Origin of the sequence: Nonomuraea sp. WAC 01424, from assembly GCF_003947315.1 — a bacterium.
In the GTDB taxonomy this organism is placed as follows: Bacteria; Actinomycetota; Actinomycetes; order Streptosporangiales; family Streptosporangiaceae; genus Nonomuraea; species Nonomuraea spiralis.
The window spans coordinates 255,607-279,303 of record NZ_QHHZ01000001.1; the positions used below are offsets into that span (position 1 = coordinate 255,607).

The following is a 23,697-nucleotide window of genomic DNA, read 5'->3' on the forward strand; positions in this document are numbered from 1 at the left end:
CCGCCGCTGCCGGCCGAGTCAGGCGCGGGCGGCCCGTCAGGGGGCGCCGAACCAGTGGGACAGCGCTTCTCGCAGCGCGGTCGCGGCGGCGCCGTCGGGCTCGCCGACCGCCGCGGCCCAGGCGATGTGGGCGTCCGGGCGGATCAGCAGGACGTCGGCCGGACGCTCGTCGGTCTTGGCGGTCCGCACGTCCACGCGATCGTGCCACTCCCGGGCGAGCTCGCGAAGCTCCGGGCGGCCGGCGAGGTCGAGCAGGACGGGCCGGGCGGCGTGGAGGAGCTCCGCGACGCTGGTGACGCCCTGGTCGGTGTGCAGGACGAGGTCGGGGGCGAACGTGCCGGCCAGCGGGTGGGGCTCGGTACCGGGCATGGGGTAGCGCACGTCGGTGCCGGCGACGAGCGCTCCCATGCGGCGCAGCGGCTGCTCATCGGTGAGCAGCTCGGTGAAGACCTCACGCAGTGCCTCGGCCGCCGCGTCGCGCCCGCGCCGCAGCGCCACCTGGGCCCGGGTGTGCAGCATGGTACGGGCGCCGGCGAGGTGGCGTTCGCCGTGGTAGGTGTCCAGCAGGCGAGCCGGCGCGCGGCCGTGCAGGTCGGCGGCCAGCTTCCAGGCCAGGTTGACCGCGTCGAGCAGGCCGGCGTTGAGCGCCACTCCGGTGGCGGGGAACAGGTGCGCCGCGTCGCCGGCCAGCAGGATCCGGCCGTCGCGGTAGCGCTCGGCCTGGCGGGCCTTGAAGGTGAACCGCGACAGCCGGGTCGCCTCCGCCACGGGCAGCCGCGCGCCGAGCACGCGGTGGATGCTGTCCTGGAGCTCCGGCACGGTCATGGGGACATCGTCGTCGTACTCGGTGCTCTCGTCCTCGATCGTGTAGAGGGAGACGGCCTTGGAGCCGGGTGAGGAGCCGATGCCGAACAGGCCGTGGTCCGTGCGGGTGAAGCCCGCGCTGATCGTGCCGAAGCCGGGGACGTCGAGGTCGCCGTTGCCGAGCACGGTCACCTCGTCGGGCAGGGTGACCTGGGCCAGCCGGTTGACCTCCGGATAGGTGATGCCGGGGAACGGAATGGCGGCCCGGTCGCGGACGCGGCTGCGCGCGCCGTCGCACCCCACGAGGTAGCGGCCGACCACCTGGTACGGGCCGTCCGGACCCAGCACGTCCACGGTCACCGCCGTGTCGTCCTGGCTGATCCCGGTCACCTCGTGCCCGCGGCGGATCTCGGCGCCGAGCTCGCCGGCGCGGTCGTCGAGCAACTCCTCCAGTCGCTGTTGGGGGAGCGGCAGGGCGTGCAGCGGGGGGTCGGCCAGCTGGGTGAAGTCCAGATGCACGCCACCGAACGGGAACCGGGGTGGTGGAACGGGGCCGGTGCAGGCCACCTCGAAGCGTTCCAGCAGACCCCGGTAGCGCAGCAGCTCCAGGATCTGCCCGCCGAGGCCGCCGGCCTTGGGGATGTCGCGGCGCTGCGGCTTGCGCTCCAGCACCAGCGGACGTACGCCGGCCAGCCGCAGCTCGGCGGCCAGCATGAGGCCGGCGGGGCCGGCGCCTACGATGATCACGTCGGTTCGGGTCACGGGGTTCTTCCTTCTTCGAGGTCGCGGGCCACGGTGGAGGCCGGGGTGTGCAGGATGCCGTCGAAGGCGGCCAGGACGGGGGTGTGCAGGAAGGTGCTCTGCAGTCGGATGCGATCGGGGCCGGGGCCGGGGCCGGCCTGGGTGCGCGCCGGACGGAGGTCGGCGAGGCTGAGCCCGAGGCCGGCGTCGGCGAAGGCGGCTTCGACGCTGCCCGGCTCGGGCGGCTGCAGCGCGGTGTCCTCGATGCGGAAGCCGAAGCGCGCCTCCTCGTCGCGGATCATTTCGCCGGTGTGGCCGCCGGTGCTGGTCAGGCCGAGGGCGAAGTACGCGTCGCCGAGCGCGTCGTGCAGGTGCTGCCCCATGGGGAAGCCGGTGAGCTGCCCGTTGAAGGAGATGGGCGCCTTCTGGATGTGGGCGTTGTGGGCGGCCAGCACGATGCGGGTTCCGGGTTCGGAGCGCTCCAGGTGCCACAGGACCGATCCGGCCATGTAGACGTCGCGGGCCGAGGTGTCGGCTGTCAGCCCGGCCCCGGCGAACAGGCCGGCCATGGCGCGGAAGCCGTAGTCGGCCTGGCAGGCGCCTTCGAGGCGGCGCAGGGCGATGTCGTAGCCAAGCCGGTCGCCGCGGGAGACGTACAGCGGCTCGACGGCGCGGAACCGGATGAGCAGGCGCGTCAGGGCGGCCGTGAGGGCGTCCTGGTCGGCGGCGGGCAGGCGGGACCACGCGGGCGCGGCCGCGGGCGCGGAGGTTCCGGCGAACGATCCGGCGATCCGCATCGCCGTCTCGATGGACGACAGGACTTCGGGGTCGATCCGGCGCAGGTAGTCGGCGACCGGGGCCAGGGCGGGGAGCAGGGACCCGCCGGCCGCCGGTATGTCGATGCCGGCGAAACGCACCGGTTGTGAGGCTGTGGCGTTGTGCCGGCGGATCCAGCGCAGCGGGTCGTCGACGCCCACGGGGATCGTCTCGGCGAGGTGGCCCGTCAGGTCGTCGTCCGCGCCCTCGCCCTGGGCCCAGGTGTCGAGGGGGAAGCCTTCGCTGAAGCCGTACTCGAAGGCGAGGACGGTGAAGCCGCAGCGTTCGACCAGGAAACGCAGGAGGCGCCGGCGCAGGCGGATGAACTCGTCGATGAAGTGGGAGTGCTCGCCGATCGCGACGACGCTCGCGTCGCCGATGAGGTCGCGCAGCGGCTCCAGGTCGTCGAGGGGCGCCTCGGGGTCGAGGTGGGTGAGCGGGGCGGCGTGGCCGCCCAGCCAGCCGGCGAACGGGCCGGGGTGGGACGAGGCAGGCATGCTGATGACTCGATTCTGGTGCTGGGTCAACGGACGGGTCTCACTCCTGTGCGGGCGCCACCTTCTCCGGGTCGCCGACGCTGCCCGACATGATCGTGCGGACGTGTTCGGTGATGAGCTGGAGCGTCCGGTCCCGCACGCCGGGCATCACCGTTGGGGCAAACGGGCATCACAAAGCGGCTCTTTCCAAGGGATGGCTATCAGTACGGAACGTTCCGTACCGATAAGATGATGTCGGCGTATGGACACCGGTGTCAAGTACGGAACGTTCCGTACCGATAAGGTGGTCGCATGACCCGCACACCCCACCGTCGCGGCGCCGACCGGACCGAGGCCATCATGCGGACCACGCTGGAGCTCGGCCAGGAGATCGGCTACGCCAACCTCAGCATGGAGGCGGTCGCCGCCCGCGCCGGCGCCAGCAAGCAGACCCTCTATCGCCGATGGTCGTCCAAGGGAGCCCTGCTGCTCGACTCCCTGCTGTCGCTGAACGAGCCCGGCCTGGACTATCCCGACACCGGCGACCTCGCCGCCGACCTGCGCGCACAGATCTACGCGGCCGTGGACCTGCTGAGCGGCCCGCCCTACGGTCCCCTGTTCTACGCTCTGGTCGGCGAGGCGCAGCACGATCACCGGATCGCCGCGTCGCTCAACGAACGCTTCATCGCCCCGCAGCGGGACAAGACCGTCGCCCGGCTGCGGACGGCCCGCGACCAGGGCCAGTTGTCGCCCGCCTTCGACCTCGACCTGGCGATGGCGATCCTGTCCGGCCCGCTGTACTTCCGGCTGCTGATCACCCAGGAGCCGCTGACCCACGAGTACGTCGACCGCGTCCTCGACGCGCTCTTCGCCGGGATGACGCCCCGCCCGTGAGCGGGCTCGTCACGCGACCGCGACCGGTCACCGGCACGTGGGAGGAGTGGGCCCGCACCACCTTGACCTCGCAGCTCTGCGCCGACCCCGGGCAGGCGTGCGGACGTCAGGAGCGATCGTCGGTGCGGCGCCGGCCACGGGACAAGACCTGGAGCGGCTCTCGGTGCTGCCCGAGGCAGATGGCGAGCCTGCGGTCAAGACAGATCACGAGCGGCTGAACGAGGTGTTCGCCATCCTCGGTGACTCCACCCTGGAGCCGGCGCCCCACCGATAACGATCAACGGCCGACGCTACATGGACGGCGCGCTCCGATCGGGCACCACCGCCGACCTCGCCGAAAGCCTCCAGACGATGATCGTCATCGAACCGCTGGCCCATCTGTTCCCGGCGAACATGCCACAGCACGCAATGGCGGTACGGCTCGCGCCGGACCCGGCCGCGCAGAAAGCCCTCGGCGATCTCGACGACCGTGCCGCTTGGTCGTCGGTCTACCACGAAGGGGTACGGCAAGCGGCCGAGGCCGCCGAGCTCATCACGCCTGTCTGGGCGCGGTGACGGAGACTTGATCTCCGGCGGTGAACCCGCCCGGCCGGCCGACGATGAGGAAGGCCACAAGTGCAGACCACTCCCAGCACTGCGCCAGACGGACGTGGGCGTGATTCGCGCGTATCTACGCATGCCGTACACGCCCCGCCGACGGGACCACTCCTGCGGAGCCCGACGCCACCTCCGTACCGCCAGGCGGGACTCGCACGAGGAACGTCAGGTCCCTCTCACCGCCCAGCCCATACCGCTGGCGGCAATCCCGCACCGTTCGCCGTCGAGGCGGACACCCGACCCGGTCCGGTGGATCCTGGAATGGCGCCGGTCAGCCGTTGGGTGGGCCGACGCATCCGTTCGGGCCCAGGCCGGATATCCGGCGGACGCGTACGCCGGCCAAAGAGGTCCCCGACTTGACGAGGGATTCGTCGACTTCGCTGCCCGAGTCATGGACGCGTCGCGCGGAGGCGAGGTCCACCGCCATCAGCTCCACCCGATAATGCTGGCCCATTCCGGTGCGCGGGCCGCCGAAGAACTGCGCCCCTCTCCAGGTGGACAGCCCGGCCGGCTTTTCGTAGCCGAAGACGAACTGGATGTATTTCGTCGGGTCGCCGTTGTCGAGATTTCGCATCGCGAGGATGAGCGTGGTGCCGGGCCGGAGGGCGGCCGTGCCGGAGAAGTAGGAGCAGTGTTTCACGTCGGCGCGGTCGGCCGGCGAGGTGATCGTCCCGGCGGCCTTGACCGCGTTGCCGGTGAGGGTCGCCGGCGTGGTCGACGCCGGCGCCGTACTGCCGGCGGAAGCGGACGGCGAGGAGGTCGGAGCCGGCGTACGGGCCAGGAGGACGGGCAGCGCCAGAGCGCTCGCGGTACCGGCGAGGGCCAGCGTGACGACCACAGTGGCGAGGCGCGGCCATGACCATCGGTGCGAGCCGTCACCCTCGGGGGTGACGGCCTGAAGCAAGTCGCGGCTCCAGCGTCGCAGGTCGGCCGGACGGCGTGCGGGATCGGCGGCCAGCGCCGCCAGGACGTACGAGGTGAGGCGATCCCCGGCCCCGGCCTCCTCGGCCACGGCGCGCAACTCCCGCTCGATGGACGCCCCGCTGCCAGGAGCGTCGGCGGCAGGGGGATCCTGGCCGGTGAGGCAGAAGAAGGCGAGCGCGCCGAGCGAGTAGACGTCCGCGGCCACGGTTCGGGGAAGGTGCGGCGCGCGCAGCACCTCAGGCGCGGTGTAGGGCGGTGTGTGCCAGCCGGCGAAGTCGAATCCGTCGTCGATGAGACGCAGGGTGCTCACGTCGATGAGCACCAGACCGCGCCCGGTGTGCACGATGCAGTTGGCCGGCTTGAGATCCCGGTGCAGGCTCGGATTGCCGCCCGACCGCGTCATGGAGGCCAGATCGGCCAGCGCCTCGCCCGCCTGGGCCACGTGGCCGAGGCGATCGCTGATCGTGTCGGCGCGCGCCCGGCTGCCCGCGAGGAGGGTGTGCAGCGTCGGGCCCTCGACCCACTCCATCACCAGGTAGGCCATGGTCACGGTCGTGGCCGTCGTCTCGGGCGGCGGACTGCCGGAGGGGTGGGGAGCCGCGCCGAGGAACACCTCGTCCAACCGCACCACGTGGTCCAACCGCAGATGCCGCAGCAGTACGGCGTGGTCGCGCCAGCGTTGCCGATCGCGTACGGAGGGCCAGTGCGGGCCGGCGTCCTGCGGTGGACGGAGCAGCTTGACGGCCAGCGGCAGGGGTGAGCTCAGATCGCCTCGATACCTGGCCTTCCAGGTGAGGCCCTGACCGCCGGGTATGCCGTCCCCGAGCAGCTCGTAGCGGTTCGGATCGTCCACGGGGCCGATGAAAAGGCCGTTGGGCTCGCCGGACGCGGGCGGGGGCAGGTCCGGGCCGCCCTTGGTGCCCGGTTCGTCGCTCGGCCCGGGTGTCCCACGATCGGACGTGCGGTCAGGGTCCATGGTCTTCACCGGTCTCCGGGGCGGGCGGCAGGTCGTGGAGGTCTTCCGCGCTGATGACCGCGCTGCGTACGGCCCAGCGGGCCAGCGCCCATCGGAAGTCGTCGTGCGCGGCGTCCTCGTCGTCGGTGGTCAGTCCGGGAATCCCATGGCCGGCCAGGCTCTCCCGCAGCGATTTGACGACGTTGCGGATGTACTGGGGCTGTCTGCCCAGCCGCCGTCCGATCTGCGCGTACGTCGCCGGAGCCGCATGAGGGCCGGTCCTCATCAGCAGCGGCTCGCACAGCGCGGAGATCACGGTCCGCTGCGCGTTGGTGAACGTGATGGGCGAGGTGACCGTCTCGGGAGAACGGGTCGCCACCTCGGCGGGCCGGCCGGCCGGCGACGTCACCGGCCGGGCGTCCACCCGCACCGTCACGGTCGATCCGCCGCGCCCGGCGAACAGGACCGAGAAGACCACGAACGGCAGGGAGGTCGTCGCGGCCCCCGGTTCGACGACGCGGTCCTCGCCGGCCGGTGGCCGGATGACGAGGGGTTTGTGTCGCGAGTCGTTGCGGACCAGAACGCAGTCGTTGAGGACGAGCAGCGAACCCGCGCGCCGCGACAGGTGTTCGTCATCCGGGAAACGAACGTCGCATGAACGGCTGCGGCCCATCGTCAGCAACCGCCCGCGAGCCAGCCTCCATTGTTCGCCCTTGAACGTTACGAGTACCGTCCCGGCCGGTTCGGCTGACTTTCCGGTCACCGCGTCCGTCATATTACGGCCGCCCTTCGGGTGACGTGGCAACCCTCGGTAGTCGTTGCCTGCGATTACCGGGCGCCTCAAATAATAGCGATTCGTACGCGTTCGGTAAGGCAGAAGAACGCGGCGGTGAAAGTCGCGTCATTTTCCTGGGCGGTCGCGATGGTGCGGGGGTGCACTGTCGCGCCGCCGGGCTTCCCCGTTCACTTCTGAGCATCTGAGCGATCCCCCGAATCACGGGCGATCGCGGAAGCGGAGGAGAATCCCATGGCATTCCTGAGAAGCGCCGGCCGCCGTGTCCTGACGGTCACGTCCCTCGTGGTGGTCGCGGTCGGCGGGACCGTCGCGATGTTCGCCGGCGCGGGTCCCGCGATGGCCGCGCGGGCCACCGCGACCTGCGCGAACAACAACGGCGACGCCGCCACCATCCAGTCGGTGATCGACAACTCGGCCGACGGCGACGAGATCGTCATCGACGGTCCGTGCACGATCATCAGCACCATCACCCTGCTCGGCAACCGCACCTACCGCGGCGACAGCCCGTCGACCCTCCTGAAGGAGGGCGACGGCCGCAACCTCGCCGCGGTACTGGCCTCCGACTCGTGGGCCGGCAACTACGCCTTCGCCGGCGAGCCGATCGTCTTACGCGACCTCACGATCGACGGCAACGCGGCCAACAACCCCACGGGCGGCGACGGGGTCGTGCTCCGCTCATGGCGCAGCACTGTCGAGGGCCTCTACATCCAGAACGCCAAGGCCAACGGACTGCGCATCACCAACACCTCGCGTAACGGCACCACGCTGACCAACACCCTGGTCAACGGCAGCGTGCGCGGGCTGTTCGTGGAGGACTCCGGCCAGCACGGCATCTACGTCCAGGACAGCGGCAACACGGTGACCGACTGGAACCTCACCGACAACTGGGTCGCGGCCAGCGGCGGCGACGCGATCAAGCTCGAGAACGCCGCCGGCTGGACGGTCGAACGCAATCACGTCTACGGCGTCGGCGGCACCGGCATCAACGCCGGCCGGCTGTTCGCGACCAGCGTCAGCGACAACTACGTCGAGGACTTCGCCACCAACGGCATCGGCGTCACCGTCCAGGGCGACGCCGCGAGCACGCTCATGGGCAACCGCGTCTTCCAGTTCAGCGGTACCGGGACGACCTACCTGGCCGTCAAGCAGGTGAACTACGGCACCGGCAACGTCGCGGTCACCGGCAACGTCGTACGCGGCAACGGCTCCGGCGTCGGCCTGTCCTACCAGCGCGGCGCCAACCAGCTCACCGTCGCCTCGTCCGGCAACGCCGTCAGCGGCGTGACCACCCAGCGGGCCGTCGGAACCGGCGTCAACCTGTCCGCCGGCCTCTGAGTGAGCCGGTCATGACTGCAAGGAGAAGAGGACCTGCCATGCTCACCCCAGTCGCGAGGATCGGACTCAGAAGCACCATCAAGCTCCTGACCGCCCTCCTCCTCACCACCGCCCCGCACGCACAGGCAGCGACCGATGGGAACCTCTGGTGGCCGGCGGACGGCATCGTCTCGGGCACCTGCGGGGAGCCACGCCTCCTCCCCCACCCGCACACCCACGCCGGCACCGACATCGCCCGCCCTGCCTCGACCCCGGTCTACGCCGCCTACGACGGCACCGTCGTCTGGCATAAGGCCGAATCGGCGGGATACGGCAACTATCTGGACATCGCGCATTCCGGCGGATGGGTCACCCGCTACGCGCACCTGGCGGAGTCGTCCACCGAACCGCTGGTCCCGAACGGCGCGACCGTCACCCGCGGCCAGCTGATCGGCCACACCGCCATGAACGGCGACTCCACCGGCCTGCATGTGCATTTCGAAGCCATCAAGAACAACATCGTGCAGTGTCCCGCCAACGCCGGCCGCGGCACGACCATCACGGGGCGCACACCGTCCCCGATCAGCATCGGAACCGCCACGACGCCGGAGGTGGTGCAGAACGGCGGAGGCGTGCACATCACGGGCGCCAACTCCTACACCGACGTCTCCAGCACCGGGCAGGTCTATGCCTGGAACGGCGGGTACTACGGCGGCTCCCCCACCGGCTACACGGGACGGTTCGTCGACGCCAAGGTCACCTCGGGCGGTGGCGGTTACTGGTTGCTGACCTCGGCGGGTCAGATCTATGCCTACGGCAACGCTCCGTACAAGGGCGGCAGCCCCACCGGCTACCTCCAGGAGATCGTCGCCATGGCCGCCATGCCCGACAACCAGGGGTACGTCATGATGAGCGCGGGCGGTCAGATCTACGCCTACGGCACGGCCGCGTACCGTGGCGGCAGCCCGGCGGGTTACAGCGGCCGGTTCGTCGACGTCGAGATGACGCCGGACGGAGGCGGCTACTGGCTGCTGACTTCGACAGGGCAGGTCTATTCGTATGGGAACGCCCAGTACTGGGGCGGCAGCCCGGCTGGGTACAGCCGCGCCATCGTCGCCATGTCACCCACCCGCGACGGCCAGGGATACGTGCTGGTCAGCAAGGCGGGCGAGATCTACGCCTACGGGAACGCGCAGTACATCGGCGGCTCTCCGTCCGGAATCCCCGGTGAGATCTCGGACGTGAGCTACCGCACGGACGGAACCCCCGGATACGTGATGATCTCCACCACAGGCGCGCACTACGCCTACAACACGCCTTGGCTCGGGAACCCCGGCGGAACGACCTCGATTTTCTGACCACCACCAGGCCCGGTCGCCTGCCCGCAGCGGACCGGGCCTTCGAGGACGGGGTGAGCGCCGCACCGGCTCCCGCCCGGTCCTCGTCGTGGGCGGTGCCGGGGTGGCCAGGACAACTGCCGCGGTGGCCGGTCGACCTCATCGAGTGGGCACTCGACGACACGGCCGGTGAGGTTGTGCAGCTCAACCTTTCCAGATGATCGGCGTCGTTGCGGATGGCGCTGCCGGTCAGCCCTGCCGACGCGCGAGCCGGCACGAACCCTGCCAGGATGCCGGTCTCGAAGGCAGTATGGCAGCGCCCTCGACTCAGGAACCGTTGCCTACCCCTGATCACCAACCGCAGCGAGCTGGTGACGAAGTGGCCGCAACGCCTCACCCCAAGCGATCACCTGATCCAGCATCGTCATGAGGAGGTCCTCATGCCGGGCTGCCGGTCGGAGCACGCTGTAGTTCTCGAAGTCGGTGGCCAGCGACAGTCCGACCTGGGTACGCACATCCGCGACTTGGAGTTCGCCCATCACCAGTCGCAGCGCTTCCACGGCGCGGCTGCCGCCCTCGACGCCGTAGCTGACGAACCCCGCCGCCTTGTCGTTCCATTCGGTGTAGAGAAAATCAATGGCATTCTTCAGCACACCGGGTGCCGACCGGTTGTACTCGGGTGTCACGAACACGTACGCGTCGAAGGAAACGATCTTCGCGGCCCATTTCCGGGTGTGCGCCCGGCTGTACCGGCCGGTGACCGCCGGCATCTCCTCGTCAAGATGCGGCAGGTCGAAATCCCTGAGGTCCACCAGCTCGAATTCAGCGTCGGTGCGTTTGGCCGCGAGGTTGTGGACCCAGTTCGCCACAGCCTCGCCATTACGTCCTGGGCGCGTGCTGCCGATGATCACGGCTACTTTGAGCATGAGTATTCCTCGTTTCTTCAAAATGCTCGCTCGGTCGAGGCTCGGGGAGTGCGCCTATGACGCCTGTGCCTCGCCTCTGACGTTGTCGATCATCCGCTGCAGCACCTTTAGCGTGGTCACGTAGTCGGCCTCGTCGATGCCCTGGTGGATGCGGGCCCGGATCGCCGGCGCGTGCTGCTTGAGACTGGCACGAGCTTCGTCCCCCCGCTCGGTGATCCACAGTCGTCCGTCGCCGTCACGGGTGAGCCAGCCGCGCTCCACCAGGACTTCCGCCTCCGCCTCCAGGTCGTCTTCGGGCCTGATGTAAGAGCTCATGGCCTGCTGGAGTTCGGGGATGGTCATGTCGTGGCCGTCGGATGAGATGTCGTTCTTCGACAGGTTGCGCAGAAGCCAGAACTGGGGCTGGGTGAAGCCCAGTTCCGCCTGCTGGGCCCAGGTGCAGGCGTATTGGAGGACATCGCCTGGAACCTCTGGAGGAGACACATGAAGCTCGCGACCGCACCGGTCCGGCCGCTGACCACCGCCGACGCCGGCCTGGCCGCCGTGGGCGCCGCCGCCCTGCTGGGCCTGCCGAGCGTCATGAAGGCATCGCAGACACGGCTCGCGGCCGCCGCGTCGGCCCCCTCGGAAGGCGCCTACTGGCATACGAGGGTGCTGACCCAGCTCACCGGTCCCCACCAGATGGGCAGCGGCGCGAATCGTTACTGGGTGGTGGAGCAGACGCTCAGCGAGATATGGACCGCGCGCGACGGCAAGGCGTGGATCGGATACCGGAAGGCGGGGGCGTACCCGAAGAGCGCGGCGGACCGGAAGGCGTGGCGCCGCGACGGCTCGCCCGCCAAGTGGACCCGCACGGCCGACGGCCAGGTCGTGACGCTGTCGGCCGAGCCGGACAAGGGCCGCGTCGGGCCCATACGTGGCAACGACGACAAGTTCTTTCTGGCCGGGCAGTGGCTGACGTACGACGAGGTCCAGCGACTACCCGCGGACCCGAACGCGTTGAAATCCTGGCTCTCCGAGGCCGCGCGGGTCTCACGGGTCAAGCAGAACAACGTGGACCAGTACATCATCGGGGCGCTGCCGGGGCTGCTCTCTCAGCTTCCGGCGCCCAAGAACGTCCGCGCCGCGGCCTACCAGGCCTTGCTGACGATGCCCGCTGTCCGTTCGCGCGGAGAGTCCAAGGACAGCGTGGGCAGAGCCGGCGCGGCACTGTCGATCGACCATCCGAAGGCTGTTCAGAAGAACGGACTGACGATCAAGGACAGGACCGGCCTGATCGTGGACACCAGCACGATGCTCCTGCTGTCCGAGAGCCGGACGAGCACGATCAGCGGCAAGCTGTCCCTCAACGAGACCCGCACCCAGACCATGCTCGAGGCCGGCTGGACCGACACCGCGCCGGCCGTGCCCGCCCTGCCATAGAGGCGCACGTGCGTGAGCTCGTCGCGCCCGCGCGGAGGCGATGGTCATCCCGGGGGTTCTGGTGTCTTCTCGCAGGTCACAAAGATGTGCTCTTGTTGGGCACGTAAGGCCCGCGAGGTCTACCGCGCCGGCCGCCGGCGCCGGTGTCAGCGCCGCAGTGACACTTCGGTGCCGCTGTGTCAACGGAGCTCGGGGCCGTGCGGGTTGTGTGCGGGAGCTTGATCGGGTGATGCTGGGTCGGTCGGGCGCCGGGCGATGCTTCGATGTGGAGAGCCATGGACGTGGTCGGCTCCGCCGAGGTGCCGGCGCAGGAGCGGCTCACCTTCATCAGATCACTGGGGGAACCGTGATCGAGTCTGTGTTCCGTACGGATGAGCTGCCCGCAGCGGACAGATACGACTCCTGGGTCGAGATGACCGCTCGATCCTTGCTCCCGACCGCCATCAGCTGTGACCACGCCGACGACTTCCGCGCCGAGACGCGAGTACTGGATCTTCATGTCCTTCAGGTGTCGGTGCTGAAGTTCCCGCCGATGCGATCACGTCGGCCCCAGAGGCTGATCCGGCGGGCTGTCCCGGAGGCCTGTCAGCTCGCCCTGAATCCATGCGGATACATGGGCATCTCCCAACTCGACAGAGACATGATCTTGCATCGGGGCGGGTTGGTGGCGTTCGACAGCTCACATACCTTCGATTCCCACATGGCCGCGGACGACGGCACAGCCGCCGGGGTGACGGTTCTCCAGGTGCCTCGTACGTTGTTGCCGCTGGCCGCGAATGACCTGAGAGAAATCATGGTCAGGCCCTTGTCCGGCCGGACCGGAGTCGGCATGCTGCTCACTCAGACGCTTGGCCGGGTTCTTGCCGACACGAGCCAGTTCCGGTCCGCCGACGGCCCACGATTGGGTGCCGTTCTGCTGGAGCTCCTGAGCGCGCTTCTGGCCAACGAGCTCAACGACGGCCGACCCGCTGGTCCAGCTCACCAGCTGACTCTCCTGCACCAGGCCAAAGCGTTCATCCACCAGCATCTGGGCGACGCCGACCTGTCGCCGAGCATGACAGCCGCGGCCCATCACATCTCCACCCGGCATCTGCACCGGCTGTTCAACGACGCCGGCCTGACCATCGCCGGCTGGATACGCCGACGACGGCTCGAACAGTGCCACCGCGACCTCGTCGATCCCCTTTGGCGCACCTGCTCCGTCCACGTCATTGCCGCTCGCTGGGGGTTCAGCAACCCCGCTCACTTCAGCCGCGCCTTCCGCGCCGCCTATGGGATGTCCCCCAGCGAACACAGGCACGATTTTCAGCGGTTCCGGTGAGGGGCGAGCGACAACGTCACGTGACGGCGCGGACGGGCAAGATGATGGCGCGGGCCGTCAAGGACAGGGAACCCACAGTACGGCAAGCTCTCCTTGCCGCCTGGCTTCGCGCCGACGTCCCGGGTGTTCATCGGTGGGGAAACCTCGTACTCATCCCATCACCGTCGGTCGAGGACCGGCTCGGCGGCGCGGCTGCGCCACTCCAACGCGAAGGGACGCTGATGGCCGGTAAGGATCAGAACACCTGGCGGGACCCGGACGAGATCGCTCGCCGGGTGCGGGACGGGAGCCTCACCAGACGAAATCTGCTCGCGATGTTCGGTGTGTCCGCGGCCTCGGTGGCGTTCGCCTCGACCACGGGGACGGCAGCCGCGGCAACGCGCCGCCACGACTACGTGATCGTGGGAGCCGGCTCGGCCGGGTGCACGCTGGCCGCGCGATTATTGGCGGACTCGGGGGCGAGTGTGCTGCTGATCGAGGCCGGCGGCACGAACGACCTGCCGGTGGTGCGGGACTTCACCAAGTCGGCCATGGCGGCGGCGCCGAACTCGGGGCTCGTCTGGCCGTACGAGTCGGTGCCGCAGCGGGAGCTGTCGAACGTGCGGCAGTCGTTCGTGTGCGGGAAGCTCGAGGGCGGCGGCAGCTCGGTGAACGGGATGGTGTGGGTTCTCGGCAATCCGGCTGACTATGACGGGTGGGCCGCCCAGGGCGCCACCGGCTGGGACTACGCGAGCGTGCGACCGTCGCTGGAAGCGCTGTCCGGGCCCATCAAGCCGTCGGACGAGCTGACGCGGCGTAACCTGCTCTCCCAGGCCACGGTGAAGGCGGCCGTCGACCTCGGCTACACGTTCAACCCCGACTACAACGGCGCGACCCAGTTCGGCGTCTCCTTCACGCAGCTCAACGTGATGGACAGGATTCGCCAGGACGCGTTCACGGCGTTCCTGGTCCCGTACCTCACCGACCCGCGCCTGACGATCATGACGAACGCGGAGGTCGCGCGGCTGAGGTTCGATCGCCGCAACGCGATCGACGGTGTCGTCGTCAACGCCGGCGGCCGACAGTTCACCGTCCGGGCCGAGCGGGAGGTGATCCTCAGTACGGGCACGGTCAACACCCCTCGCCTGCTGCAACTGTCCGGCATCGGTGCGGCGCGGGACCTGGAACCACTCGGCATCCCGGTCGTCGCCGACCTGCCCGACGTGGGTGCCAACCTGCACGACCACCTGGTCTCGGTGGCGTTGAAGAGACTCCGCACACCCGAGCCCGCGACGCACCTCACCTCGATGGACGTCAGCTTCTTCACCGGCAGGGGCCGGGTGCCGGGGACGCCGAGGTTCCAGGGCCAGGTCTACTACCTGGCCGAGGGAGGGTATCCGCCCTTCTCCGGGAACTCGCAGGCGGTCGGTGTGATAAACCTGCACCCGACCAGCCGAGGGTATGTCAGGCTACGGTCCGCCGATCCGGCCGTACCCCCGATCATTCAGCCGAACTTCCTGCGGACCAGAGAAGATCTCGAGACGCAGCTTGACGGCTACCGGCTGGCCATCGAGCTGATCAACTCGAAGGGACTGCGCGACTGGGTGATCGACGACGACGCGATCCCCGGCCCTGACGTCAACACCCGCAAGGAGCTGATCCAAGCGGTGCGTACCTATTCGCAGGCCGATTTCCACGCGGTCGGCACCTGCCGGATGGGCACCGACCGGCACGCCGTCGTGGATCCCCAACTGCGCGTACGCGGCGTCAGCGGCCTGCGGCTGGCCAGCGCCGCCATCATGCCCAGCATCACCTCCGGCAACACCAACGCCCCGTCGATGATGATCGGCGACCGTTGCGGACGGCTCGTTCTGGGCAACGCCTGACCCCACGATCCGTACGCGGGCCGGGCGGGCAGCTTGTCGAAGCCACCCGGCGCGCCTTCCCGTACGCCGAGGCCCTGACCCCGCAGCGGCCGCCTCGACGAGGCCCGGCTGCCGTTCGAGCAGATGAGCACCCACTCAGGCCGCGTGGCCCTCGTCAGCGCCGCCACATCCTGGGCCACGTACGACACTTGGGCCTGACCGGTGTCACATTTCCGCGGCGCCCCGTGTCATCGTGCCGACGGCCCGTGTCATCGTGCGCCGGCCCCGCGGGCCATCCCCCGCGAGAGTCGTCACCAATGCCGCACCCCCACCGTCATCGTGGGGGGAGAGGCGAGCGAGTGTCCGCACTCACCGGCATCGCCTCTCCCTGGCAACACCGTTCAACGGAACGCGGAGGGATTCGTCCATGAAACTCACTGTCTTCGGCGCCAGCGGTGGCGTCGGCCGGCAGCTGCTCGACCAGGCCCTGGCCGCGGGGCACGACATCACGGCCGTCGTACGCGACCCGGCCAGGCTGGACGGGCGGCCCGTCCGCGTCGTGCGCGCGGCCGATCTGGCCACGGCCGAGGTCGCGTCCCTGCTGCCCGCCCTCGAAGGCGCCGACGCCGTCCTGTCGGCGCTCGGCCCGCCGAACAACGCCGCGGCCGGGGTGGCGTCCAGAGGCACAGAAGTGATCCTCGCGGCCATGCGGGCCACCGGAATCCGCCGGTTGATCGTGGTGAGCGCCGCCCCGGTGGGGACCACCCCCTCGCCCGGCCGCCCCAACCCGCCGCGGCACGACCCTGGTGACGGTCCGTTCCTGCGTTACCTGGTGTATCCGATCGTCAAGGCCGCGCTGCGCCCGCAGTACCTGGATCTGGCCGTCATGGAGGACGCCGTGCGCGACAGCGGCCTGGACTGGACGGTGCTCAGGCCCGTGCAGCTGACCGACAAGCCGATGACCGGCGCCTACCGGACGGCGATGGGGCAGAACGTGCCGGGCGGCCGGTACGTCTCGCGCTCCGACGTGGCCCACGCCATGCTCGCGGTGCTCGACCGGCCGGAAACGGTCCAGCAGGTCATCGGCATGGCCAATTGACGCTCTCCCCTGTCTCGGCAAAGGAGGAGAACGCGAAGATCATGGCCAGGCAGCCCGGGTTCGTCCGCGCCCGGCTGCACCGATCGTTGATCGACGACGCCCAGCCCCGAATGGCAGGAGAGCGCCCAACGGCTGCTCAATGACCCCGGTCTGCACATCGCCGCGCGGCCCAGCATCTACGAGGTCGTCGTCGACCTCTCGCCGGCTCACGACGGAGGTGCCGAACCGGCGACCCGTTGACGCCGGCACACCGGCGTGGCCGTGATCGTCCCCTCGATCACGGCCACGCCGGTTTCACCTACCGGACGGACGGGCCCGGCTCCACGCGGGCACTCCGCTCGTCCAGGGGATGGAGAAGGTCCCGCCAGTCCGGCGGCCAGTTCGCCAGCGCCACGCCGATCATGATGATGCCGACGACGAACCGCATCCACGGCGGCCAACCCCAGTCGGCGAACTTCTCCGCGTAGGCCGGACCGAAGAAGGTCGGGCCGGGCCAGAACTTGGTGACGAAGCCGATGAAGAACGACGCAGCCAGATACCAGTAAAGGACTGTGGACAGCCATCGCGGCCGGCTGCGCGTGGTCATGAGCGATCCCCCGTGTTCGCCACTCGGCTCAGCCCCGCTTCTGCCCCGCGGGCTGCCGGGTGACGACGTTGAGCCGGTTCACCAGGTTCGTGACCGCCGCCATCAGCACGATCGCGGCCAGTCCCGCTTCGTCGTAATGCCGTGCCGCCTCCTCCCAGACCTGGTCGGGCATCGGGTCGGCACGGTCGCCGCGCTGGGCGGCGAGCCGAGGACGCCGAACAGGCCGGGGCCGGTCGGCCCGGTGCGCAGGCTCTTCGAGGTTCCCCTCGGAACGCGCTGACCGCCGGTGGACGACCGGGGAAGGAACGGTGCCGGAAGTCCGGCGTGGCCGTTCGAGCGTGCTACAAGAGCGTTGCAGCCGAGCCACAAGCGGGCTTCCCTAGCCTCGGGATCATGTTGACGACCCTGGTTGTGACCGCCTCCCTCCTGTTCACCGGCGCACCCGCGCAGAGCGCGGAGACCAAGCCGCTCGTCTTCCGCGGCATGACGCTCCAGATCCCCAAGACCTGGAAAGTCGGAAAAGAAGACATGTGGGGCATCCACGTCAAGACCGGCGGCTGCGACCGGCTCGCCGTCGAGTGCCGTGGGTTCTACCTCGTCGGGCCGCAGGGCATCTCCCTGGCCCGCCACGGCAACCCCTACGACCCCGAGGAGCCGTACCACCCGGGCAACGGGCTCGCGGCCTGCGCACCCGACAAGCGCTACGTGGAGGACTTCCCCGGCAAGCTCGTCGCCCGTGGTCTCCGCCCGGTCGGTACGGGACACAAGGCCGCCTACCGCGTCTGGCGCGTCGGCTGCACGACGCAGTCGGCCAAGCGGACCGGCGTCTCCTATCAGCAGCGGATCTGGCACCTGCCCAAGTCGAAGATCCTCATCTTCGACCAGTGGGGCAACAGCCGGCTCGGCACGATTCTCAAACAGGCGACCTGGAGCTGAGCCCGCCGGTCGCGTTCCCGCGACCGCAGCGAGACAGAGCAGCGAGACAGAGCAGGCGCGAGAACGGCCATGGCGGCGGCCCGAGCCTGCCGCCGGACATCGGCGTCGCGGCGGTGGCCCTGCATGCCGTAAATGGTGGACAGGTTGCCGTGGACGCGGGCCTGACCTGTGAGCTCGCCGTACAGGTCGAGCAGCAGGTGGCCGTGGGCCTCCTCGAAGCGGCCGGCGGCGGCGTCGGCCCAGCCGAGGTTGCCGTGGGCGCACGCCTGTCCGAGCCGGTCGCCGGCGCGCCGCGCGGCGGCCAGCGCGGTGGTCTGGACGGCCAGGCGCTCGTGCCGCATGCCGCGGCGGTCGAGGAAGCCGGCGACGGCCCAGGCGAGCTGCCAGGCGTGGGCGTCGAACCCCTGGGCGGCGGCCTGGGAGAGCACCGCGACGAGCACGGTGCTCTCGGCGGTGAACCAGGCCAGCGCCGCCCGGTCGTCCACCGCCTCCTCGCGGACCGTGCCGCCGCCGGTCGGCGTGCGCGGGATCAGGTCTGGCCCAGGAAACGGCCGAACTCGAGCAGGAATCAACCTATCCTTCAAAAGACCCGCGGACGGGCTGCGCCCGGCTCGGGCGCATCAGCCACACGGCAGCGGCGAGCGTGAGCACCCAGCCGATCACTTCGATGAGCAGGTGATCCGTTGCGTCGGGGACGGATTGCAGCAGGTACACCCGGACGCTGTTGATCGCCCCGTGCGTCAGAACCGCGGGCCAGACACTCCCCGACTGCCGGCGAAGTGCGAGCAACAGCGGCGCCCATGGCAGCATGCCCGCGAAGTAGACGACGATGTCCCAGGTTGGTCGATCACCGATGACGGCGAGGACCGGCAGGTGCCAGACGATCCAGACCAGACCACTGACAACGGCCAGCGGCCAGAATCCCCATGACGCGGCGCGCGTCGCCAGCCAGCCGCGCCAGCCGAACTCTTCGCCGATGGCGAAGACCGACTGCATGAGGAAGACCGGAACGATCCATATGGTCGCCGCGAAGATCTGGTCAAGCGGGTTGAGCCGCCAGATCCCCAATGTCAGTGCGATGGCGGTTTGGATCGCGGCGATCGCGGCGATGAGGCCGATGCCGATGCCGGCCCACTTGGGTGTGCCGCGCCACCTGGTGGCGAACGTCTCTCGGAACGTTCCGGGTCGTCGGGCAAGCCACATGATGATCGCTGCGAGCAGCGGGGTCAGTTGCAGGATCGGAGTGATCAGGTTGTAGAAGTCCGTCGGGACGAGCCGGAAGACCATCGGAACGGACAGCGCGAAACACAGCAGGACGGCGATCGCGAAGAACCACGTGACATCGATGGCAGTTGATCTGGCAGAACTGGAGCGCGTGGAGGACGCAGTCATGAAGACCTCGTTTCGGGCGAGCGCGAGGATCCAACTCGATAAGTGATCTTGGTGTGGCGCTTGCTCAAGGACGCGGCACGGAACGGCATCCGGGGCGTCACCGCGTTGTCGTCCCCATCCCGGACGCGGACGATCGTCTCGACGGACGACCCGTCGATCAGCTCCTGGTCACCGGCAAAGGCCGGGGCTGTCCAGCCGACGAGCATGACGACGCTGAGAGGTATGAGACGAAGGAAACGCACAGTCTCGAAGCTAGGCCGGGCGGAACAGGTCCGGCCTCACCCCAAGGGGTGAACCCGGGACCACCCGTCAGGATGGAATTCATGGCGAGCGACGAGCCCGTTCTCGTAGACGTGGATCACCACGTGCACGCGCTCGCGCAGGTCCAGCTTCTGCAGGACGGCCCGGACGTGCGACTTCACCGTGTTCTCGCTCAGCACAACCCGGCCCCTGGGCCAGGGCGGCAGGCCGAACCTCCCTGGTCAGGCAGCCGCTCGCGCCGGCCGATCCTCACGAGCCGGCCTCAGCGCAAGTGGAACATGCCACTGCCGAGCCAGGCGATGCCGGTCTCACCCCGGACACTGGCGCCCCGCCCGGCCTGGTTCGACGCCACCGCTGCGCGCCTTCGAGGCGCTCGTGGACGCTATCGAGGCCTTCACCGCCCGAGTGAGATCGCAGCAGCGGACACCGCGGCCTTCAAGAGTGGTGCCGAACCTTTGATCTTGGGCCAGTGCCCCTCAAGAGGTGTGCCAGGAAGGGCCCCGGTGACGTCGGCTCTCCTCCACATCCACCGACGAAGAGCGTTACCCGGGTAGGGGGCCTGCTACGAGCGGGTGCGCGTGGCGAAGTCCCGGACGAACCGGTTGAGCAGGCAGGCGAACGCGGCCCGCTCCTCCTCCGTCCACTCCGCGGTGACCTCGGCGATGACGGCGCGGCGGAAGTCCCTGATCCGGGCGAGCACAGCGCGGCCGTCCGTCGTCAGCGCAAGCAGCGAGCGGCGGCCGTCAAGCTGGTCGGCCTCGCGCCGTAGCAGCCCTGCCCGGAGGGCTTGCCCGGCGAGTCTGCTGGAGCGCGGCTGATCCACGTCCAGGATGGCCGCGGCGTCGGTGACCGTGAGCGCGTCGCCGTTCGCCTCGGCGGCCTCGATCACGTCGAGCAATTCGTAGACGGCGTCGCGCAGTTCCGCGTGCTGCCCGACCGCTTCGCCACGCCGTTCGGACAGCCGGGCCAGCGTACGGCGGCGCTGGCTGCGGCGGATGCCGACGACGGCGGCCTCGATCTCGGCCACGTAGCTGTCCGATTTGCCGGTCACAGAGCCTCCATGCATAGTAGTAGACAACTATATGTCATCTTACATGGAGGTCTTCGTGGACAAGCCTTTGGGCTACTGGCTCATGCACCTGCACAACCTGCTGGAGGAGCAGTTCGCCCGCACCCTCGCCGATCTCGGCCTCAGCAGACGTCAATGGCAGGCGCTCAACCTTCTGAGCCGTGGCGACACCACGCGCGAGGAGCTCACCACCGCACTGACCCACTTCTCCACGGACGGCGGGCCGGACCCGTTGGCAGGATTGACCGCGCGCGGCTGGGCGGTCTCGACCGGCGGGGGCGCCGTCGCGCTCACCGAGGCGGGTCGCGCCACCCACCTTGAGGCGAGCAAGCGCGTGGAGGGGAGCCGGGCGACCGTACTGGGCGGGCTGACGCTCGACCAGTACGCCGAGACCATACGGACCCTCTCGGTGATGGCGGGGAACGTCGAAGCCGACCTGGCCCGCTCCTGACACCGGCTTCACTGCGCTCGCCGGTGACATCCGCTCCTGAGCACGCCGCCCAGGGGTAAGCCTCCGCCGGCGGCCGGTGAGACGTCCGTTGCCGAGGTGACGTCCTGTAAGCGCTGGGAGTGCAGGGATTGACGTCCCGCTCGACCACGATGAGCGGCAGGCCGGAGAGCCGCACCGGATCGACGGCGGACTCGGCGGCGAGGGAATGCCGGGCGGCCACCGCCACGACGAGCGGTTCGCGGGTCACCAGCAGCGAGTCCAGGCCGGGCCCGGTCTCGGCGTTCCACCAGAAGCCGATGTCCAGGCGGCCGTCGCCGAGCGCGACGATCTGGCTGGACGTGGTCATCGGATAGGGAAGCGCCCGTACGTCGGAGAACCGGTCCCGCAGCGCGGGCACCGCGAGCTGGAACAGCCGCGGGCCGAGGTCCTCGGCGTAGCCGATCCGGAGCTAGCCGACGCGGCCGGTGGCGGCCCACCGGCCGGTGTCCAGGGCGTGGCGGATGGCGGCCCCGGCGGGCCTCGGGCGGGAACGCCTCACCCACCCGGGTCAGGGTCACCCGGCGGCTGGTGCGGGTGAACAGCGGAGCGCCGATCTCACGTTCCAGCCTGCGGATCTGCTCGCTGACCGACTGCTGGGTGACGTGCATCCGGGCCGCGGCCCTGCCGAAGTGCAGTTCGTCGGCGACCGCGATGGCGTAATCAAGCTGGTGAAGATCCACACCCTCATGTTCCAGCGCGTCGGCGGGCTTGACCAGGATCGACAGGCGGAGCCTGTCGCATGTGCGGCGATCCGTCGTTGATCGCGGTCCGGTCCCGCGCTGTCATGAGACGACGGTACGTACCTGGCGCTGCCGAGAAAGATGATCGAACACAAGGACAATCGGTCCCGATGGGAGGATTCATGAATCGGCTCCGAACATTCGCCGTACTGGCCACGGCGACCACCGCCGCCGTGCTCAGCATCACCTCAATCGGGGTGGCGAGCGCCGCCCTCCAACCGCCGTACGAAACCCGGCCGTCGGAGGTATACCCGGGCTGCGAGGTATTCTTCGACACTCCCCACGTCGTGGACGGCAAGATACGCCTGACCGGCGGCGCGAAATGCGACCAGTCCGCCCCGGCCACCGTGGACTGGCTGGTCATCTGGCTGGAGCCGAACAATGACGCGCCCTATTACGAGTGGTTCGGCGAGAGAACCGGTTCCGAGAAGTCCCACTCCGCGAGCAGCACGGTACCGTGCGTCAGCGGCGACTACCATGGCACGATCTTCGCCTCCGTGTTCGGCGACAAGGGCGTCGAACAGATCTGGGTGGACCGGAACGCCACCATAACCTGCTGACGATCATCCCGGCCCGAGGCTCGGGAAACCGGTCTCGACCGCCTGATCAGCGGACGAGGCGGAAGAAGGCGCAGAGTTCCTCGCCCAGGACGTGACGACGATCGGCGACTGCGACAAAGTACCGGCAATTCCCTGATCTCCACCTCATTCACACCTCCACGGCATAAGAGCCGTTACTTCCCCTCAGCCTGGTCCCACTGGAGGTCCCCGTAGCTTCGGCCGGAAATCCAACGGGATATGCCTCTGGACCAGGACCTCGCGGCTCCGGCCGGCTGGGCCGTGGTCGCCGCGGTGCTCGCACTCACCCGCGGCGTGAATAGTCCTGTGTAGCAGGCGCGCTAACAGCATCTCCAGTAGTTCAGCCCGTAACCCGCCGGTTCTGAGATCGGAAATGCTTGCCTCAGACCTTGCGTCAAGCCGTGGGCCGCAGGTGCTGTCGCGCCCATTCCTCGAAGCTGGTGAGCGAAAGGCCGAGGTCCCTGGCGTACTGCGGGCGGGCCGGCTGGCCGGCTATGTTCATCCACTCGTGTGAGACGCCCATCGCCGGCATTCCGGCGGCGAGCGCCTGCTCCTCGGTCATGTCCGGCGCGGACAGGTACGTGCCCAGCGCGTGGGAGAGAACCTCGGCGACCTCCGTCATCGACAGATAGTCACTCGCCAGCTCCAGCTCGACGCCATGGAACCGCTCCGGCTCGGCGATGGCCGCGGCGGCCGCCCTGCCGATGTCGTCCACCGCGGCGAGGGACAGCCGGGTGTCCGGCTTCACGACGCTCACCAGGCCGCCTTCGACACCGCGCGGGAACAGGAAAGCCATGGACGGCAGGAAGTTCTCCATGAAGAAACCCGGTTTGAGGATCGTCCAGCGGGAGAAGCCGGCCGCGCGAACCCGGTCCTGGATCGTGCTCTTGGCTCCCAGGCTGCCGTCCAGCGAGCCCCAGCGGCCTGCGATCCAGCCAGGAGTCTCGGTGTGCTGACCGGCGCCACTGGTGGAGGTGTGTACGAACTGCGGCACTCCCGCGGCCTTCGCGCCCTCGATGAGGTTGACGGCCTGGGCCACCTCTCCGTCGAAATCGAATCCTTCGGCGGTCAGGGCGGCCATCTGAACGGAGAAGACGGCTCGTACGCCCTCGGCGGCCCGGACCACCGAATCGCGATCGTGGAGATCGCCGGTGACCAGCTCGGCGCCGAGCGCCTCGACGGCCTTGGCTCGGTCGGTGCCGGGGTGACGCACGAGGGCGCGTACAGGAACGCCTGCAGCGAGCAGGGCACGCGCGGTGGCTCCGCCCTGTCTGCCGGTGGCGCCGCTGACCAGGACGGGTGCGGGATCTGCGGACATGGTGCTCCTCAGGGCATTAAACGGCGGGGCCCGCCGTTTTCTTTGCGGTACGATATGGCGG

Annotated in this window: 24 protein-coding genes and 2 pseudogenes; 11 read left to right on the forward strand and 15 right to left on the reverse strand. The window is 69.3% G+C overall.

Going from position 1 to position 23,697, the window contains the following annotated elements; translation table 11 throughout:
* Nucleotides 1-36: 36 nt before the first annotated feature.
* Entirely contained in the window at nucleotides 37-1,566 is a 1,530-nt protein-coding gene (locus DMB42_RS01120) for an FAD-dependent monooxygenase (protein ID WP_125629714.1), read from the reverse strand.
* Nucleotides 1,563-2,858, reverse strand: coding sequence for an erythromycin esterase family protein (locus DMB42_RS01125; protein ID WP_125629716.1), 1,296 nt, complete (start codon nucleotides 2,856-2,858; stop codon nucleotides 1,563-1,565). Before DMB42_RS01125 ends, DMB42_RS01120 begins: the two co-directional genes overlap by 4 nt.
* A gap of 291 nt (nucleotides 2,859-3,149) precedes the next feature.
* Here DMB42_RS01125 and DMB42_RS01130 point away from each other — a divergent pair, with 291 nt between their 5' ends.
* Together DMB42_RS01130 and DMB42_RS01135 are read left to right on the forward strand one after the other, a co-directional pair.
* Nucleotides 3,150-3,731 carry a TetR/AcrR family transcriptional regulator gene (locus DMB42_RS01130; RefSeq protein WP_260477412.1) on the forward strand — a complete coding sequence of 194 codons (582 nt, stop codon included), beginning with the start codon at nucleotides 3,150-3,152 and terminating at the stop codon, nucleotides 3,729-3,731.
* 294 nt (nucleotides 3,732-4,025) lie between these two features.
* Nucleotides 4,026-4,286, forward strand: a complete 261-nt coding sequence (locus DMB42_RS01135) for a hypothetical protein (protein WP_125629718.1) — start codon at nucleotides 4,026-4,028, stop codon at nucleotides 4,284-4,286.
* Nucleotides 4,287-4,599: 313 nt separating this feature from the next.
* Here DMB42_RS01135 and DMB42_RS01140 read toward each other — a convergent pair whose 3' ends face one another.
* Both DMB42_RS01140 and DMB42_RS01145 read right to left on the reverse strand, forming a co-directional pair.
* Nucleotides 4,600-6,228 (reverse strand): protein kinase domain-containing protein, encoded by a 1,629-nt coding sequence (locus DMB42_RS01140; RefSeq protein WP_125629720.1) that lies wholly within the window; start codon nucleotides 6,226-6,228, stop codon nucleotides 4,600-4,602.
* A complete protein-coding gene (locus tag DMB42_RS01145; RefSeq protein WP_221761958.1) occupies nucleotides 6,218-6,880 on the reverse strand; it encodes a hypothetical protein in 663 nt (220 codons plus the stop codon). The genes DMB42_RS01140 and DMB42_RS01145 overlap by 11 nt, the downstream gene beginning before the upstream one ends.
* A 354-nt stretch (nucleotides 6,881-7,234) precedes the next feature.
* Between DMB42_RS01145 and DMB42_RS01150 the strand changes: the two genes are divergently transcribed.
* Both DMB42_RS01150 and DMB42_RS01155 read left to right on the forward strand, forming a co-directional pair.
* Nucleotides 7,235-8,338, forward strand: coding sequence for a right-handed parallel beta-helix repeat-containing protein (locus DMB42_RS01150; RefSeq protein WP_221761959.1), 1,104 nt, complete (start codon nucleotides 7,235-7,237; stop codon nucleotides 8,336-8,338).
* Between the two features lie 38 nt (nucleotides 8,339-8,376).
* Entirely contained in the window at nucleotides 8,377-9,675 is a 1,299-nt protein-coding gene (locus DMB42_RS01155; protein ID WP_185844404.1) for a M23 family metallopeptidase, read from the forward strand.
* Nucleotides 9,676-9,995: 320 nt separating this feature from the next.
* On the opposite strand, the gene DMB42_RS01160 is transcribed toward DMB42_RS01155, so the two are convergent.
* Both DMB42_RS01160 and DMB42_RS01165 read right to left on the reverse strand, forming a co-directional pair.
* On the reverse strand, nucleotides 9,996-10,580 hold the full coding sequence (locus DMB42_RS01160; protein ID WP_125629726.1) for an NADPH-dependent FMN reductase: 585 nt from the start codon (nucleotides 10,578-10,580) through the stop codon (nucleotides 9,996-9,998).
* Between the two features lie 54 nt (nucleotides 10,581-10,634).
* Nucleotides 10,635-11,063, reverse strand: a complete 429-nt coding sequence (locus tag DMB42_RS01165) for a MarR family winged helix-turn-helix transcriptional regulator (protein WP_221761960.1) — start codon at nucleotides 11,061-11,063, stop codon at nucleotides 10,635-10,637.
* Here DMB42_RS01165 and DMB42_RS01170 point away from each other — a divergent pair, their 5' ends adjacent.
* The 4 genes from DMB42_RS01170 to DMB42_RS01185 all read left to right on the forward strand — a co-directional run bounded on the left by DMB42_RS01170 (nucleotide 11,064) and on the right by DMB42_RS01185 (nucleotide 16,266).
* Nucleotides 11,064-12,002, forward strand: a complete 939-nt coding sequence (locus tag DMB42_RS01170; RefSeq protein ID WP_125629728.1) for a hypothetical protein — start codon at nucleotides 11,064-11,066, stop codon at nucleotides 12,000-12,002.
* 346 nt (nucleotides 12,003-12,348) lie between these two features.
* Nucleotides 12,349-13,323: a helix-turn-helix domain-containing protein gene (locus tag DMB42_RS01175; RefSeq protein WP_185844405.1), complete on the forward strand. Its 975-nt coding sequence runs from the start codon at nucleotides 12,349-12,351 to the stop codon at nucleotides 13,321-13,323.
* Nucleotides 13,324-13,544: 221 nt separating this feature from the next.
* Complete coding sequence (locus DMB42_RS01180; RefSeq protein WP_185844406.1) at nucleotides 13,545-15,188, forward strand: GMC family oxidoreductase; 1,644 nt, start codon at nucleotides 13,545-13,547, stop codon at nucleotides 15,186-15,188.
* A 406-nt stretch (nucleotides 15,189-15,594) separates the two neighbouring features.
* Nucleotides 15,595-16,266 carry an NAD(P)-dependent oxidoreductase gene (locus tag DMB42_RS01185; protein WP_125629733.1) on the forward strand — a complete coding sequence of 224 codons (672 nt, stop codon included), beginning with the start codon at nucleotides 15,595-15,597 and terminating at the stop codon, nucleotides 16,264-16,266.
* 298 nt (nucleotides 16,267-16,564) lie between these two features.
* Here DMB42_RS01185 and DMB42_RS01190 read toward each other — a convergent pair whose 3' ends face one another.
* Both DMB42_RS01190 and DMB42_RS01195 read right to left on the reverse strand, forming a co-directional pair.
* Complete coding sequence (locus DMB42_RS01190; RefSeq protein ID WP_125629735.1) at nucleotides 16,565-16,852, reverse strand: hypothetical protein; 288 nt, start codon at nucleotides 16,850-16,852, stop codon at nucleotides 16,565-16,567.
* 28 nt (nucleotides 16,853-16,880) lie between these two features.
* Nucleotides 16,881-17,024, reverse strand: coding sequence for a hypothetical protein (locus tag DMB42_RS01195; protein WP_221761961.1), 144 nt, complete (start codon nucleotides 17,022-17,024; stop codon nucleotides 16,881-16,883).
* A gap of 221 nt (nucleotides 17,025-17,245) precedes the next feature.
* Between DMB42_RS01195 and DMB42_RS01200 the strand changes: the two genes are divergently transcribed.
* On the forward strand, nucleotides 17,246-17,788 hold the full coding sequence (locus DMB42_RS01200) for a hypothetical protein (protein WP_125629737.1): 543 nt from the start codon (nucleotides 17,246-17,248) through the stop codon (nucleotides 17,786-17,788).
* Here DMB42_RS01200 and DMB42_RS01205 read toward each other — a convergent pair.
* The 4 genes from DMB42_RS01205 to DMB42_RS01225 all read right to left on the reverse strand — a co-directional run bounded on the left by DMB42_RS01205 (nucleotide 17,686) and on the right by DMB42_RS01225 (nucleotide 20,492).
* Nucleotides 17,686-18,360, reverse strand: coding sequence for a hypothetical protein (locus DMB42_RS01205; RefSeq protein WP_125629739.1), 675 nt, complete (start codon nucleotides 18,358-18,360; stop codon nucleotides 17,686-17,688). The genes DMB42_RS01200 and DMB42_RS01205 overlap by 103 nt on opposite strands.
* A 1-nt stretch (nucleotide 18,361) precedes the next feature.
* Nucleotides 18,362-19,180, reverse strand: a complete 819-nt coding sequence (locus tag DMB42_RS01210) for a CPBP family intramembrane glutamic endopeptidase (protein ID WP_125629741.1) — start codon at nucleotides 19,178-19,180, stop codon at nucleotides 18,362-18,364.
* A gap of 278 nt (nucleotides 19,181-19,458) precedes the next feature.
* The gene (locus DMB42_RS01220) at nucleotides 19,459-19,620 is read right to left on the reverse strand and encodes a LuxR C-terminal-related transcriptional regulator (protein WP_312024710.1); all 162 of its coding nucleotides are present in this window, start codon (nucleotides 19,618-19,620) and stop codon (nucleotides 19,459-19,461) included.
* Nucleotides 19,621-20,003: 383 nt separating this feature from the next.
* Nucleotides 20,004-20,492: a MarR family winged helix-turn-helix transcriptional regulator gene (locus tag DMB42_RS01225; protein WP_260477413.1), complete on the reverse strand. Its 489-nt coding sequence runs from the start codon at nucleotides 20,490-20,492 to the stop codon at nucleotides 20,004-20,006.
* Between the two features lie 55 nt (nucleotides 20,493-20,547).
* Between DMB42_RS01225 and DMB42_RS54640 the strand changes: the two genes are divergently transcribed.
* A complete protein-coding gene (locus DMB42_RS54640) occupies nucleotides 20,548-20,961 on the forward strand; it encodes a MarR family winged helix-turn-helix transcriptional regulator (RefSeq protein WP_185844407.1) in 414 nt (137 codons plus the stop codon).
* Between the two features lie 193 nt (nucleotides 20,962-21,154).
* On the opposite strand, the pseudogene DMB42_RS56250 reads toward DMB42_RS54640, so the two are convergent.
* Together DMB42_RS56250 and DMB42_RS55905 are read right to left on the reverse strand one after the other, a co-directional pair.
* A pseudogene (locus DMB42_RS56250) lies at nucleotides 21,155-21,358 on the reverse strand (LysR substrate-binding domain-containing protein); the annotation flags it as partial.
* Nucleotides 21,359-21,554: 196 nt separating this feature from the next.
* Nucleotides 21,555-21,680: pseudogene (locus DMB42_RS55905) on the reverse strand (LysR family transcriptional regulator); the annotation flags it as partial.
* A gap of 170 nt (nucleotides 21,681-21,850) precedes the next feature.
* On the opposite strand from DMB42_RS55905, the gene DMB42_RS01240 reads away from it, so the two are divergent.
* Nucleotides 21,851-22,300 (forward strand): hypothetical protein, encoded by a 450-nt coding sequence (locus tag DMB42_RS01240; protein WP_125629747.1) that lies wholly within the window; start codon nucleotides 21,851-21,853, stop codon nucleotides 22,298-22,300.
* 412 nt (nucleotides 22,301-22,712) lie between these two features.
* Here the strand turns inward: DMB42_RS01240 and DMB42_RS01245 are convergent, their stop codons facing one another.
* Nucleotides 22,713-23,636, reverse strand: a complete 924-nt coding sequence (locus DMB42_RS01245) for an NmrA family NAD(P)-binding protein (RefSeq protein WP_125629749.1) — start codon at nucleotides 23,634-23,636, stop codon at nucleotides 22,713-22,715.
* Between the last annotated feature and the right edge of the window lie 61 nt (nucleotides 23,637-23,697).